Source organism: Actinomadura chokoriensis (assembly GCF_041463665.1).
Lineage (GTDB): Bacteria > Actinomycetota > Actinomycetes > Streptosporangiales > Streptosporangiaceae > Spirillospora > Spirillospora chokoriensis_A.
In genome coordinates, this window is sequence record NZ_JAXCEJ010000001.1 from 600,163 (window position 1) to 613,642 (window position 13,480).

Below are 13,480 nucleotides of genomic sequence, written 5' to 3' on the forward strand. Positions count from 1 at the left end.
GCGTGCCAAGCGCGGATAAAGTCGACGCCATCTGTCCGTCCAGCACGACCCGGATCAACAAGGGGGATCGTCGTGGGAGCTGACCAGACGGCCGACCCGCAGCAGGGTCAGCTGCTGTCCCTGCTCAGGCGGTACGTGCCACTGCTGGTCCTGCTCGCCGTCGTCGGCGCGGGCATCGGCGTCGCCGCCGCCCTGGTGCTGCCTGCGCCGTACAAGGCCACCGCGACGGTGCTGGTCAGTCCGCTGGAGGGCAACCCGTACTCACCGGACGGCCGCGGCGACGACCTCGTCAACCTGCAGACCGAGGCGCAGCTGGTCACCACCGACCGGGTCGCCAAGATCGCCGGGCAGAAGCTCGGGCGCGAGCCGGACGGCGACCTCGGGGTGGACGTCCCGCCGAACACGCAGGTGCTCAACCTGACCTACACGGCCAAGAGCTCCGGCGACGCCCGCTCCGGCGCGCAGGCCTTCGCCGACGCCTACCTGGCCTACCGGCAGCAGCGCGCGCAGGACGTGGTGAACAACCAGCTCGCCAAGCTGAAGAGCCAGTCCGACAAGGTCCAGGTGCAGCTTCTGAAGACGAACCGCGAGATGGCGGCGTCGGTCGGCGCCAAGCGGGCCACGCTGCAGCAGCGGGTCACCGCCTACACCAACCAGCTCGGCGTGATCGACGAGCAGGCCAACGACATCGGCAGCACGCCGATCAACCCGGGCCAGGTCATCACCCCGGCCGGCGCGCCGGACGGCCCCGGCCAGGTCCGCACCGCGATGTTCGGGGCCGGCGGCCTCGTCGGCGGCGCCGTCATCGGCCTCGCGGTGGTGCTGCTGCGCGAGCGGCTGAACCAGCGGCTGCGCAACGCCGAGGCGATCGAGGGCCTCGGCGTCCGCACGCTGTCCACCATCCCGGCGGGCGGCCCGCCCGGCGACACGCTCGCCCTGGTCAGCGCACCAAAGAGCCCGGTCGGCGAGGCGTACCGGCGGCTGCGCGCCGCGGTCGTGGCGACCGCGCCGCAGACCCCGGTCGCGCTGCTGGTCACCAGCGCCACCCCGGGCGGCAGCGCCCGGCTGGCCAGTGCCAACCTCGCGGTCTCGCTGGCGTTCGCCGGCGCCAAGACCATCATGATCGACGCCACCACCGAGGACACCGACGTCAGCACGCTGTTCGGCGCCCGTCCCGGCGGCAAGGGCCTGTCGGACACGCTGCTCAGCGGCACAGACCCGGCGACCCTGCTGATCCACACCGACTCGCAGCTGCGGCTGCTGCCGCGCGGCCCGCGCGCCCAGGAGGCCGCGCACCGGTTCAGCGGCCCGCGGATGCGCGAGGCCGTGAAGGTGCTGCGCCGCCGCAGCGAGTACCTCGTCGTCAACGCCGCGAGCCTGCACGACGCGGACGCGCAGGCGCTGTGCACGTTCGTGGACGCGGTGATCCTCGTCGTCAACCAGGGTGTGACGACCCGGGAGGAGCTCCGCCAGGCCTACGTGGAGGCCGAGCGCGCCGGCGTCACCGTGCTGGGCGCCCTGCTGGAGCCGCCGGAGCAGCGCGGCGGGCGCCCGCCGCGGCAGGCGCCGCCGGCCCGGCAGGCCGGCCGCCCGCCGCAGGGCGCGCGGGGACGCGGCGCCGGTGAGCGGCGCGCCGTCTCCGAGGGCTCCCCCGCGTGGGCGGACGACCAGCCGGGCGATCCCAGGGCCGGCGCCGAGCGGGACGACGACAAAGGCCACTGGCCAGGGGCACCGCAGGAGGGCGAAACCGACTCCTCCACCTTGACCACGCAGGCACTGCCCCAGATCAAGCAGGAGCCGAGGCCGGGCGACGCGCGGCAGGCGCCCTCCCGCCGCGGCGGTGGCGGCCGGCGCGCCGCCGCCCCACCCGGAACGCAGCCTGGAACGCAGCCCGCGCCCCGGCCCGGGTCGCGGACGGGGGCGCGGCGTCCCACGCCGCCGGCGCTGGAGCCGCCGTCCGGGCCGGGCAAGCCCGTCGCGCCCAAGCCTCCCTCGCCGACGGACGCCGGCCCGGGAACCGGCCCCGCCTCCGCGAGGGGACGGTCGGGCGGGGGCAAGGCGCGGCCGTCCGACGCCGAGCCCCCCGAGCCTGCGGACGCCGAGCTGGCCGCGACCGAGCAGGCGCTGGAGTCCGCCTCGACGCGGACCCAGGAGGACATCTCCCGGTACATGCCGCCCGACGTCCCGGACGAGCCCGCCGACGAGCCGGGGCAGTCCGGCGACATCCAGCCCCGCTACGGCAGCACGAAGCCGCACAAGGCCGGCCGGCATGCCGGGTCCTGAACCGGCCGAGCCGGGCGGGCCCAATCTGAACAGGCTGGCCAGAGGCGGCGCCCTCAACCTGGTGGGCGCCGCCGTCGCGGGCGTCCAGGGCCTCGCGCTGGTCTTCCTCGTCGCGCACCTGTACTCGCAGCGGATCGCGGGCACGTTCTTCGCGGCGACGTCGCTGTTCATCATCCTGCAGGCGGTGTCGGGCCTCGGCACCGACGCGGGACTGCTGCGCTGGCTGCCCCGGCATCTCGCGCTCGGCGACCGGGCCGCGGCGCGCCGGACGGTGCCGGTCGCGCTGGTCCCGGTCGCGGCGACGGCGCTGATCAGCGCGGTCGTCCTGCTCGCCACCGCGCCCTGGACGGCGGGCCACATCGGCGCCGACGACCCCGACCAGGCCATCGGCATGGTCCGGGTGCTGGCGCTGTTCCTGCCGCTGGCGGGCGCGCACGACGCGCTGCTGGCGGCGACGCGCGGCTACGGCTCGATGCGGCCGACCGTCCTCGTCGACAAGATCCTGCGGCAGACGCTCCAGGTCGGCGGCGTGATCGCGGCGGCGGTGCTGTCCGACGACGCGGTCTGGCTCGCGCTGGCCTGGGCCGCGCCCTACCTGCCGTGCCTGATCGTCGCCGCGCTGTGGTATCTGAAGATCAGCCGCCGCGGGCACGCCGCCGCGTCCGCGCCGCAGGCCCCCGCCGGGCTGCGCCCGCTGGCGGGCGACTTCTGGCGGTTCACGGCGCCGCGCGCGTTCGCGCAGATCTGCCAGACGGCGTTCCAGCGCGCCGACATCGTGCTCGTCGCGGCGCTCAGCTCGCCCCGCGAGGCGGCCGTCTACACCGCCGCCACCCGGTTCATCGTGATCAGCCAGCTCGCCACGCAGGCGGTGCAGAACGTCATGCAGCCCGCGGTCAGCCGGCTGATGGCGCTCGCCGACCGGGCCGGCGCGCAGCGGATCTTCGCCGTGTGCGCGTCCTGGAACCTCGCGCTCGCCTGGCCGGTGCACCTGGCCGTCGCGGTCGGCGCGCCGGTGTACGTCGGCTCGTTCGGCGACGGCTACCGCGGGACGGGCGAGGTCGTCACCGTGATCCTGGCGATGGCGATGCTGGTGGCGACGGCGACCGGCGCCCGCGACGTGATGCTGCTGATGGCCGGCCGCAGCGGGCTCAGCCTGGTCAACCAGAGCGCCGCGCTCGGCGTGAACCTGGTGCTGAACGTGCTGCTGATCCCACCGTTCGGGCTGGCCGGGGCGGCGGTGGCGCGGGCGTGCGGGCTGCTCGTCCGGACGCTGCTCGCCCTCGTCCAGGTCCGCCGGATCCTCGGGATGTCCCCGGCGAGCGCCGGTCTGCTCTGGGCGGGCGGCTCGGCGCTGCTGAGCTTCGGCGCGGTCCCGCTGGCCGTCCGGCTCGTCGCCGGGTCGAGCCCGGCCGCGCTCGCCGCCGGGCTGATCCCCGGCGCCGTGCTGTACGTTGCCCTACTCTGGGGCGGTCGCGAGCGGCTGTCCCTCACCGCCTTCGCCTCCCTGCTGCCGGGGAGACGGGGCCGCGCCGCACCCGGGGCCGCGGGTGCCACCGGCACAGCGGCCACCGACGCGCCGGCCACCGGAAAGCCGGCCACCGACGCGCCGGCCGGCCACGCGCCGACGACCGAAACGCCCACCGGAACGACATCTGCCAGGAGCGTCCATGCCCACGGGAATTGACCAAGTACGCCGCAAGTCCCGCGCGGTGCTGCGCAAGAGCGGGCTCGCGCCGAGCGGCCCCGTGTACGGGCGGCTGGTCGACGCCGGGCGCTCCCTGCCGATCCCCGCCGCGGCGCGCGTCGCGGTGTCCACCGCCGTGCTGCGGCGGCCGTGGAAGGTGCCCGTGCGGTTCGACCAGCTCCTCGTCGGCGCGCAGGGCGGCTGGACGGCCCGCGAGTTCGCCGACCGCACCGGCGACCTGCTGTGGCCGTCCACGCCGTTCCTGGACGGTCCGCACGTCGCGCTGCTGCGCCTCGCCGACGAGTACCCCGGCCTCACCGACGAGCAGATCCTCGACAGCGCCTACGGGCGGCTCGGGCTGCGCTGCATCGAGGCGGGCGGCGACTACTTCGGCGGCACCGACCCCGCCGGCGTCCTCGCGGCGGCCCGCGCGTTCATCGCCCGGTACCGCGGCGAGGCGGCGCCCGGCGGAGCGCCCCGCCCGCAGCAGAGCGGCCCGCAGGACCCGGTCCTCGTCGCGCCCGTCCGCGGCTCCGACCAGTACCAGATCCTCGACGGCCACCACCGCCTCGCGATCGCCGCGATGAGCGGCGCCGACGGCGCCCACGTCGTCGCCAAGTGGCTGCCCGTCACCACCCCGCTGCAGGACCTGCTGCTCAAGATGAGCTGGCTCGACGGCACCCATGAGCTGTACCAGCCGATCGACGCGCCCGAGCTGCGGTCCGGCTGGACGACGGTGCGGCAGTGCACCGACCGGCTCGCCAAGATGGACGCGTTCCTCGGTGAGCGCGGCATCACCGGGGGCCGCTACCTGGACGTCGCCAGCTGCTACGGCTGGTTCGTCGCCCAGTTGGCCGGGCGCGGCTTCGACGCCGAGGGCATCGAGCGGGACCCGCTCGCCGTCCCGCTCGGCCAGGCGATCTACGGGCTTCCGGACGGCGCCGTCTCCACCGGCGACTGCGTCGAGTTCCTCGGCGGGCACGACGCCGCCCGCTGGGACGTGGTGTCCTGCTTCAGCCTGCTGCACCACTTCGTCCTCGGCCGCGGCTCCGTCAGCGCCGAGGAGCTGATCCGCCTCCTCGACCGCGCCACCGGCCGGGTGCTGTTCTTCGACACGGGGCAGGACAACGAGGCATGGTTCGCCGAGTCGCTGCGCGGCTGGGACCCGCCGCGCGTCGAGCGGTTCCTGCGCGAGAACACGACCTTCGACGAGATCATCGACCTCGGCCCGGACGAGGACGCCCGACCGCCCTACGAGGACAACTACGCCAGGCACCTGTTCGCCTGCGTCCGCACGCGATGACGGCCGCGCGCCGCCCGGTCGTCGCGCTCCTGGCCGCCTCGGCGGTCCTCACGGCGGCATGCGGCCGGACCGCGTCCCCCGAGGCGGCGCCGCCGACGTCCCCGCCGCCGCCCGCCGGGTCGGCGGGCGAGGAGACCGGCGCCGTCTGGACGAGCGGCCTCAACGACCACGGGCAACTCGGCCGCGCCGGCGGGACCGTCGACCTCAAGCTCGCCACCGTCACCGGTGCGGGCGGGCAGGGCCGGCTCGACGGCGTGCTCGCCGTCGCGGGCGGCGGGCGGCACTCGCTGGCCGTGCTGGAAGGCGGCAAGGTCGTCGCGTGGGGCGCCAACGAGGACGGCCAGCTCGGCGACGGCACGCGGCGCGACAGCCGCGCGCCGGTCCCCGTCCGCGCGCCGGACGGGCGCTCGGGCGAGCTGGCCGACGTCGTCGCGATCAGCGCCAACAACGACTTCTCCATGGCGCTGCGCCGCGACGGCACCGTCGTGACGTGGGGCGAGGGGTCGTCCGGGCAGCGCGGCACCGGCAAGCGCACCAGCCCGAAGGTCCCCACGACGGTGCGGGCGCCGGACGGCCGCAGGCCGCTCACCGGCGTCACCGCGATCGCCGCCGACGGGCACACCGAACTGGTGCTGCGCCGCAACGGCCAGGTGCTCGCGTGGGGCGCCAACGACTACGGGATGGTCGGCGACGGCACCCGCGAGGACCGGGCGCTCCCCGTCCCCGTGCGCGGCCTGGACGGTTCCGGACGCCTGAACGACGTGACCCGCATCGCGATCGGCGGGCAGCACGGCCTGGCGCTGCTGCGGGACGGACGGGTCGCCTCCTGGGGCAACAACGACCTCGGCCAGCTCGGCGACGGGTCACGCCGCGACAGGCTCACCCCGGCGCTCGTGTCCGGCACGGGGGGCAAGGGCGTCCTCGGCGACGTCACCGGGGTCAGCGCGGCGGAGAAGCACAACTACGCGCTCCGCAAGGACGGCACGGTCGTCGCCTGGGGCAACAACACGGCCGGGCAGCTCGGCGACCGGACGGTGAAGCTCCGCACCGCCCCGGTCACGGTCGCCGGCAGCCACGGCCCGGAGCTGCGCGGCGTCGCCCAGGTGTTCGCGGGCGAGGCCTACGGCGCCGCGATCCTCACCGACGGGACGCCGCTGACGTGGGGCGCGGGCGGCAGCGGCCAGCTCGGCTCCGGCACCAGGGTGCCGCGCAGCCGCCCCGGCACGCTCGTGATGGCGCAGGGCGCCGCACCGGGCAGGGCTCTGTCGGCGGGCGCCGGTGAACGCCACCTGATCCTGCTGATGGCGCCCTAGGCGCCTAGGCGCCCTTCGGAGGCTCCGGGTCGCCCGGCTTAGGACCGTCCGTCTCCGGCGCCTCAGCGGGCGGCTGGGCGGCGGGCGGCTGGGCGGCGGGGGCCGGGGCCGGGGCCGTCGACGCGGCGGCCGCCCCGGCGGGCGCCGGGGTCGCCGAGCGGCGGCGCCACAGCAGGAAACCGGCCCCGGCGGCGGCCACCACGACCGCGCCGCCACCGCCGAGCAGGTACGGCGTCATGGAGCCGCCGTCGTCCTCCGGCGCGGCCTCGTAGCCCGCGGCGGGCGCGGTCGGCTGCGCCTGCGCGAGCGTCCGCTCCTCCTGCTCCCGCGCCTGCTTCGTCGACTCGGGCGCGGGCTTGCCGTTGTTGCCGGGCTTGCCGGACTTCGGCGGCGCGTACTTCGACACCGGCAGCGTCTGGACGAACCTCAGCAGCGCCATGTCGGGCCGGCCGTTGCTGCCCTTCACCGCCGTGGCGTAGACGGCCTTCACCCGGCTCTCCGGCAGCGTGTTGGACGTCGCCCTGAGCTGGTCCCCCGCGAGCACCGCGTACGTGCCCTTGCGCTTCATCAGGGCGGGCAGCTGCTGGAGGACCTGCCCCGCGTCGTTCCCGGCCGGGAGGATCGCGATGAAGACCGGCACGGACCGGCCCTGCGCCGTGCGGAGCAGCTCCTGCGCCCCGTCCGACTGGTAGTACTTCGCGTGCGAGTCGACGTAGTAGCCGCTCTCGGTGATGCCCTCGGCGACCGCGTCGAGGTCGACGCCCGCGAGCGCGGGCGTGGCGGTCAGAGCGAACGCCGGCGCCATTGCCAGCACCAGCGTCCCGGACGCGACGATGCGGCGGGAAGAGATGTTCACGGAGAGGCTCCTTCTAGCACTGCGACGGGCAACGACAGTACCGGCGCCACGTGGGGAAAGGTGGCGAAAGCACGGGAATCGGTCCGGCTCGCGTCAGATGCCGCGGCCCCTGGTATGGAGGGCGAGCAGCACCCGCTTGCCGGACACGACACCGGAGGCGACGGCGAGGGCGAACGGGACGCGGCGTTCGGCCGGGTTGGCTTTGAGGGCACGTGCCGACCAGCGGAGCGCGTCCCTGCGGCGGCCCACCGTCGCGCAGCCGAAGGCGAGCTGGCCGTAGACGCGTCCGGCGGCGCCCGGCTCCGAGCCGATCTCCGGGTAGTGCTCCAGGAACCACTCCAGCGCGGCCACCTTCGTCTCCCACGCCTGCGCGTAGTACGAGGTCAGCCCCCACAGGACGCGGACGTACGGCTCGTCGACGTTCACCACCGGGTGGCGGCGGGCGGCGCGCAGGGCGAGGTCCCAGTCCTCGCCCTGGCTGCCGGGGATCGTCTCGTCCACCATGCCGATGTCGATCAGCGGCTCGCGGCGCGCGACATAGGTGGACGAGTGGACGCTCATCATCCGGTCGCGGATCAGCGCCTCGTAGGTGACGCGTCCGGTCCCGGCCAGCCGGGGCAGCTCCCGCCCGTCGAAGTCGATGAGGATGCCGGAGCTGCACAGCACCGCGTCCGGTTCGCCCTCGAGCGCCTTCACCTGCGCGGCGAGCTTGCCCGGCAGCCACTGGTCGTCGTCGTCGCAGAACGCGACGAGGTCGGTGTCCAGGGCCAGGACGCCGGAGTTGCGGGCGCCCGCGAGGCCCGGCTCCCGGGTGTTGGCGATGACCTCGACGCGGTCGCCCGCGAGCGAGGCGTCCGGTTCGGCGCGGTCGAAGACGACGATCGCGCGCAGCTCGCCTTCGTAGTCCTGCGCGAGGACCGACTCCAGCGCCCGGCGCAGCAGCTCCGGCCGGTTGTGCGTCGGGAGGACGACGCCGACGGATGGGGGCATCGGGGGCCTGCCTTGGTCCGGGGGGTTCCAGGGAGAAGACGCGCCGCGGGGCCGGCGGCCCCGCGACGTCCGGTCAGCGCGCGCCGATGATCATGCCGGCGGCGACGGTGTTGTTGGTGGCCTCGTCGATCAGGATGAAGCCGCCGGTGAGGCGGTTGCGGCCGTAGTCGTCCACGAACAGCGGCTGGGTGACGCGGAGCGAGACGCGGCCGATCTCGTTCAGGCCGAGGCTCTCCGCCGCCTCGTCGCGGTGCAGGGTGTTGACGTCCAGCCGGTAGTGCAGTTCCTTCACCATCGTCTTCGCGGTGCGGGTCGTGTGCTTGATGACCAGCTTCGCGCGCGGGGCGAGGGTGCGGTCGGGCGTCATCCAGCAGACCATCGCGTCGAGGTCCTGCGCGACGTCGGGCCGGTTGTTCGGCCGTGCGATCATGTCGCCGCGGGAGACGTCGATGTCGTCGGCGAGCCGCAGCGTCACCGACATCGGCGCGAACGCCTGCTCCACCGGACCGGACGGCCCGTCGATGTGGGTGATCGTCGTGGTCAGCCCGGACGGCAGGTGCACCACCTCGTCGCCCGGCTTCAGAACGCCGCCCGCGACCTGCCCCGCGTAGCCGCGGTAGTCGTGCAGCTCCGGATCCGTGGACGCGTGCGGCCGCACCACGTACTGCACCGGGAACCGCACGTCGATCAGGTTCCGGTCGGAGGCGATGTGCACGTGCTCCAGGTGGTGCAGCAGCGACGACCCCTCGTACCAGGGCATGTTCACGCTGCGCTCGACCACGTTGTCGCCGTGCAGCGCGGAGATCGGGACGAACGTCAGGTCCGTCACCTCCAGTTTGGAGGCGAACGCGGTGAACTCGTCCACGATCCGCTCGTACACGGCCCGGTCGTAGTCGACCAGGTCCATCTTGTTGACCGCCACGACCAGGTGCGGGACCTGCAGCAGGGTCGTGAGGAACGCGTGCCGCCGCGACTGCTCCAGGATGCCCTTGCGGGCGTCCACCAGGATGATCGCGAGGTCGGCGGTGGAGGCGCCCGTCACCATGTTCCGGGTGTACTGGATGTGCCCCGGCGTGTCCGCGATGATGAACTTGCGGCGCGGTGTCGCGAAGTAGCGGTAGGCCACGTCGATCGTGATGCCCTGCTCCCGCTCGGCGCGCAGCCCGTCGGTCAGCAGGGCCAGGTTCGTGTACTCCTCGCCCCGCTCGGTGCTCGTGCGCTCCACCGACTCCAGCTGGTCCTCGAAGATCGACTTCGAGTCGAACAGCAGCCGGCCGATCAGCGTCGACTTGCCGTCGTCGACGCTCCCGGCGGTCGCGAACCTCAGCAGGTCCATCGGCCCCCTCGTCGGCGCCGCCTCGGCGGGCTCGTTCCCGGCCATCAGAAGTAGCCCTCCTTCTTACGGTCCTCCATCGCGGCCTCGCTCGTCCGGTCGTCGGCGCGGGTCTGGCCGCGCTCGGTGATCCGGGTCGCCGCGATCTCCTCGATCACCTCGTCCAGCGTCTCCGCCGACGACTTCACCGCGCCCGTGCAGGACGCGTCGCCGACCGTCCGGTACCGGACGGTCGCCTCGAACTCCGGCTCGTCGTCGCCGCGGTTCGCGAACCCGGTCTCGGCGTCCAGCAGCAGCCCGTCGCGCTCGAACACGCGGCGGGTGTGCGCGAAGTAGATCGAGGGCAGCGCCAGCTCCTCGCGCCGCACGTAATCCCAGATGTCCAGCTCCGTCCAGTTGGACAGCGGGAACACCCGGACGTGCTCACCCTGCTGGATCTTCGTGTTGAACAGGTTCCACAGTTCCGGACGCTGGTTCTTCGGGTCCCACTGGCCGAACTCGTCCCGGAACGACACCACCCGCTCCTTCGCGCGGGCCTTCTCCTCGTCCCGCCGCGCCCCGCCGAACGCCGCGTCGAACCGGTGCTCCTCGATCGCGTCCAGCAGCGGCACGATCTGCAACCGGTTCCGGGACGCCCGGCGCCCCTTCTGCTCGGCCACCCGGCCGCTGTCGATCGCGTCCTGCACCGACGCCACCACCAGCCGCACCCCCAGCTCGGCCGCCCGCCGGTCCCGGAACTCGATCACCTCGGGGAAGTTGTGCCCCGTGTCGACGTGCATGACCGGGAACGGGATCGGGGCCGGCCAGAACGCCTTCTCGGCCAGGCGCAGCATGACCAGGCTGTCCTTGCCGCCCGAGAACAGCAGGACGGGCCGCTCGAACTCGGCCGCCACCTCCCGGAAGATGTGAATCGACTCGGCTTCGAGGACGTCCAACTGCGACAGCAGGTAATCGGAACGCTGCATGGTCTGGTGCTCTCTCCACGCTGATCTGGCAGATGCAACCGGTGGCCTGGGACGGGACGTCCCACCGGGTCGAACGCCGGCCTACCGCGAATCGGTCCCGCCCGGCCGGAGACGGCCTGGCGGGGCCTCAGCCCGGCAGGCCGCCGACTTCCGCGATGCCGGACAGCAGCATCGACGCCGACACGGGATGGCAGACCAGGATATCCGGCAGCCGCGGGTCCTCACGGTTGTACTCCAGCGGCGACCCGTCGACGCGGGACGCGTGCGCCCCCGCACCGAGCGCCACCGCCGCCGGAGCCGCCGAATCCCACTCGTACTGGCCGCCCGCGTGCACGTACGCGTCGACCTCGCCGAGCAGCACCGCGGAGATCTTCGCCCCCGCCGAACCGATCGGCACCAGTTCCACGTCGACGCCGGCCGGCGCCGGACCCGCCGCGGCCAGGCGGTCGGCCAGCTTCCGGACGAACTCCGGCGGACGCGTCCGGCTCACCGCGACGCGCAGCTTGCCCGCGTCCGGCGCCGGCACGTGCAGCGGCACCTCGCGCGGCTGCGCGGACCCCGAACCGGCCGTCACCGGGTCCGGCTCGCCCGGCTCCACCCGGACGAGCGAGGCGCCGCCCGTCGCGTCGGTGCGGAGCGTCAGGCCCTGCGCCGGCAGCGCCACCGCCCCGGCGACGAGCCGCCCCCTCCCGGACGCGTCGCGCTCCCACAGCGCCACATGGACGGCCCAGTCGCGGCGGCCCTCCTCGGAGAACTCCCGGGTGCCGTCGAGCGGGTCGACGATCCACACCCGCCCGGCGGTGAGCCGCTCGGCGGTCGCGGTGTTGCGGGTCGGGGCGCGGTCGTCGTCCACCGAACGCTTCCCCGCCACCGAGGAGCGACCCTCCTCGGACAGGACGGCGTCGCCGGGACAGCGCTCCGCGAGCGCAGCCATGAGGTACTCGTGCGCCCGCAGGTCGCCCGTGTCCTTCAGAACCCGAGCGTCCGCGAAGCCGACCTCGTCCCGCACGTCCAGCAGCACCCGCCCCGCCGCGCCGGCGAGCTCCGCCGCCAGCGCGTGGTCGTCCCCGTCCCTCATCCGCTGATCACATTCCCGACTCGATTGGTCTGTCCGGTCCACTTTCTCATGCGCACCCGAGCCGACCCGATACCCGGGTCCCGCTCAGTAGGCTCCGGACCCCCGGAAGACCGCGGACCAGGTCTTCCACATGATCTGCAGGTCGAGCACCAGCGTCCAGTTGTCGACGTAGCGCAGGTCGAGCCGGACCGACTCCTCCCACGACAGGTCCGAGCGGCCGCTCACCTGCCACAGGCCCGTCAGCCCCGGCTTCACCACCAGCCGCCGGTACACGTCGCCGCCGTACTGGGCGACCTCCTCCGGCAGCGGCGGGCGCGGACCCACCAGCGACATCTCGCCGCGCAGCACGTTGAACAGCTGCGGCAGCTCGTCCAGCGAGTAGCGGCGCAGCCACCGCCCCACCCGGGTGATGCGCGGGTCCTCCCGGATCTTGAACAGCACCCCGTCGTTGTCGTTGGCGGCCAGCAGCTCCACCCGCCGCGCCTCGGCGTCCTGCACCATCGTGCGGAACTTCAGCACCGTGAACTCGCGGCCCCCGCGCCCGACGCGCGTCTGCCGGAACATCACCGGGCCGTCCCCGGAGAACTTGATCAGGATCGCCACCAGCGCCAGCAGCGGGCTCAGCGCCACCAGCCCGGCGAGCGCCGCGATCCGGTCGAACAGCCCCTTGAGGATCTTGCGGCCGCCGTCCAGCTCCGGATGCTCCACGTGCAGCAGCGGCAGCCCCGCCACCGGGCGGATCGAGATCCGCGGGCCGGTCACGTCCATCAGCGCCGGCGCCACCACCAGCTCGACGTCGTTGCGCTCGATCTGCCACGCCAGCCGGCGCAGCGCCACCCCGTCCATCTCCGGGCAGGCGAGCACCGCCACCGAGTCCGCGCCGATCCGGTCGGCGACCGCCGCCGCCTGCGAGAAGTCGCCCAGCACCGGGACGCCCTCGACCTCGGCGACCGCGTCGTCACCGGACGCCAGCGCCGGCGGCAGGCACACCGCCGCGATGTCCATGCCGTGGTACCGCTTCTTGCGCAGCAGCCGGATCAGGTCGACCACCGACGTCCGGTGCCCGACCGCGACCACGCGCCGCATGCACTCGCCGTTCCAGCGCCGCTTGTGCAGCCACTTGCGCAGCCGGTACCGCGCGACGAGCGCGAGGAACGTGCCGAGCGGCAGCGCCATCACCACGTAGCCGCGCGCCACCTCGGTCTTCGTCGCGTACGCCACGATCGCGACCGCCGCCGTCAGGATGAACCCGGCGCGCAGCACCCGGTGGAACTCCTCGTACCCGACGCCGATGTACCGCGGCTGGTAGGCCCGGCAGAGCACCAGCGTCGGCACCCAGAGCATGGGCAGGGCGACGGTCAGCGCCATGTACGGCGCGTTCAGCTCCGTCGGCACCCCGGGGAACCGGAGCACGAACGCGATGACGCCTGCCATCAGCATGCTGAGAAAGTCGAGCCAGCCCGCGACCCGGCGATAGGATCCGCTCCAGCTCTGCGGCTGCGCACGCCGCTGCTCATGGCGGATCGATGACTCGGCCTGGACCTTGTCAACGACGGCCATTAAACCCTCACCAATCCCCTAGAACACACGCAACACCTGCGCGCTTCACACCGAAGACGGTTGAACGTCGCCTGAGGTTCACATGCATCTCGAACCTCGCCCGGTCAGCATCTTA

The 13,480-nt window shown here is 73.9% G+C and carries 10 protein-coding genes; 4 read left to right on the forward strand and 6 right to left on the reverse strand.

Translation table 11 applies throughout. The features are described from left to right. Positions 1-72: 72 nt before the first annotated feature. The 4 genes from SM418_RS02845 to SM418_RS02860 are packed head-to-tail and all read left to right on the forward strand — an operon-like array spanning position 73 to position 6,583. Positions 73-2,283, forward strand: a complete 2,211-nt coding sequence (locus SM418_RS02845) for a hypothetical protein (RefSeq protein WP_371938459.1) — start codon at positions 73-75, stop codon at positions 2,281-2,283. Continuing rightward, positions 2,270-3,967 (forward strand): polysaccharide biosynthesis C-terminal domain-containing protein, encoded by a 1,698-nt coding sequence (locus SM418_RS02850; RefSeq protein ID WP_371938458.1) that lies wholly within the window; start codon positions 2,270-2,272, stop codon positions 3,965-3,967. The genes SM418_RS02845 and SM418_RS02850 overlap by 14 nt, the downstream gene beginning before the upstream one ends. Beyond that, a complete protein-coding gene (locus tag SM418_RS02855) occupies positions 3,951-5,270 on the forward strand; it encodes a ParB N-terminal domain-containing protein (RefSeq protein WP_371938457.1) in 1,320 nt (439 codons plus the stop codon). Before SM418_RS02850 ends, SM418_RS02855 begins: the two co-directional genes overlap by 17 nt. Then, entirely contained in the window at positions 5,267-6,583 is a 1,317-nt protein-coding gene (locus SM418_RS02860) for an RCC1 domain-containing protein (protein ID WP_371938456.1), read from the forward strand. Before SM418_RS02855 ends, SM418_RS02860 begins: the two co-directional genes overlap by 4 nt. 4 nt (positions 6,584-6,587) lie before the next feature. On the opposite strand, the gene SM418_RS02865 is transcribed toward SM418_RS02860, so the two are convergent. The 6 genes from SM418_RS02865 to SM418_RS02890 form a co-directional block, all read right to left on the reverse strand. After that, the gene (locus tag SM418_RS02865; protein WP_371938455.1) at positions 6,588-7,439 is read right to left on the reverse strand and encodes a hypothetical protein; all 852 of its coding nucleotides are present in this window, start codon (positions 7,437-7,439) and stop codon (positions 6,588-6,590) included. A 93-nt stretch (positions 7,440-7,532) separates the two neighbouring features. After that, positions 7,533-8,429 carry a glycosyltransferase family 2 protein gene (locus tag SM418_RS02870; protein ID WP_371938454.1) on the reverse strand — a complete coding sequence of 299 codons (897 nt, stop codon included), beginning with the start codon at positions 8,427-8,429 and terminating at the stop codon, positions 7,533-7,535. 73 nt (positions 8,430-8,502) lie between these two features. Continuing rightward, complete coding sequence (locus tag SM418_RS02875) at positions 8,503-9,765, reverse strand: sulfate adenylyltransferase subunit 1 (RefSeq protein ID WP_371939001.1); 1,263 nt, start codon at positions 9,763-9,765, stop codon at positions 8,503-8,505. Between the two features lie 44 nt (positions 9,766-9,809). Beyond that, entirely contained in the window at positions 9,810-10,727 is a 918-nt protein-coding gene (gene cysD / locus SM418_RS02880) for a sulfate adenylyltransferase subunit CysD (protein ID WP_371938453.1), read from the reverse strand. Positions 10,728-10,854: 127 nt separating this feature from the next. Next, complete coding sequence (locus tag SM418_RS02885; RefSeq protein ID WP_371938452.1) at positions 10,855-11,805, reverse strand: inositol monophosphatase family protein; 951 nt, start codon at positions 11,803-11,805, stop codon at positions 10,855-10,857. A gap of 84 nt (positions 11,806-11,889) precedes the next feature. Beyond that, positions 11,890-13,365 (reverse strand): sugar transferase, encoded by a 1,476-nt coding sequence (locus SM418_RS02890; RefSeq protein WP_371938451.1) that lies wholly within the window; start codon positions 13,363-13,365, stop codon positions 11,890-11,892. Positions 13,366-13,480 lie beyond the last annotated feature (115 nt).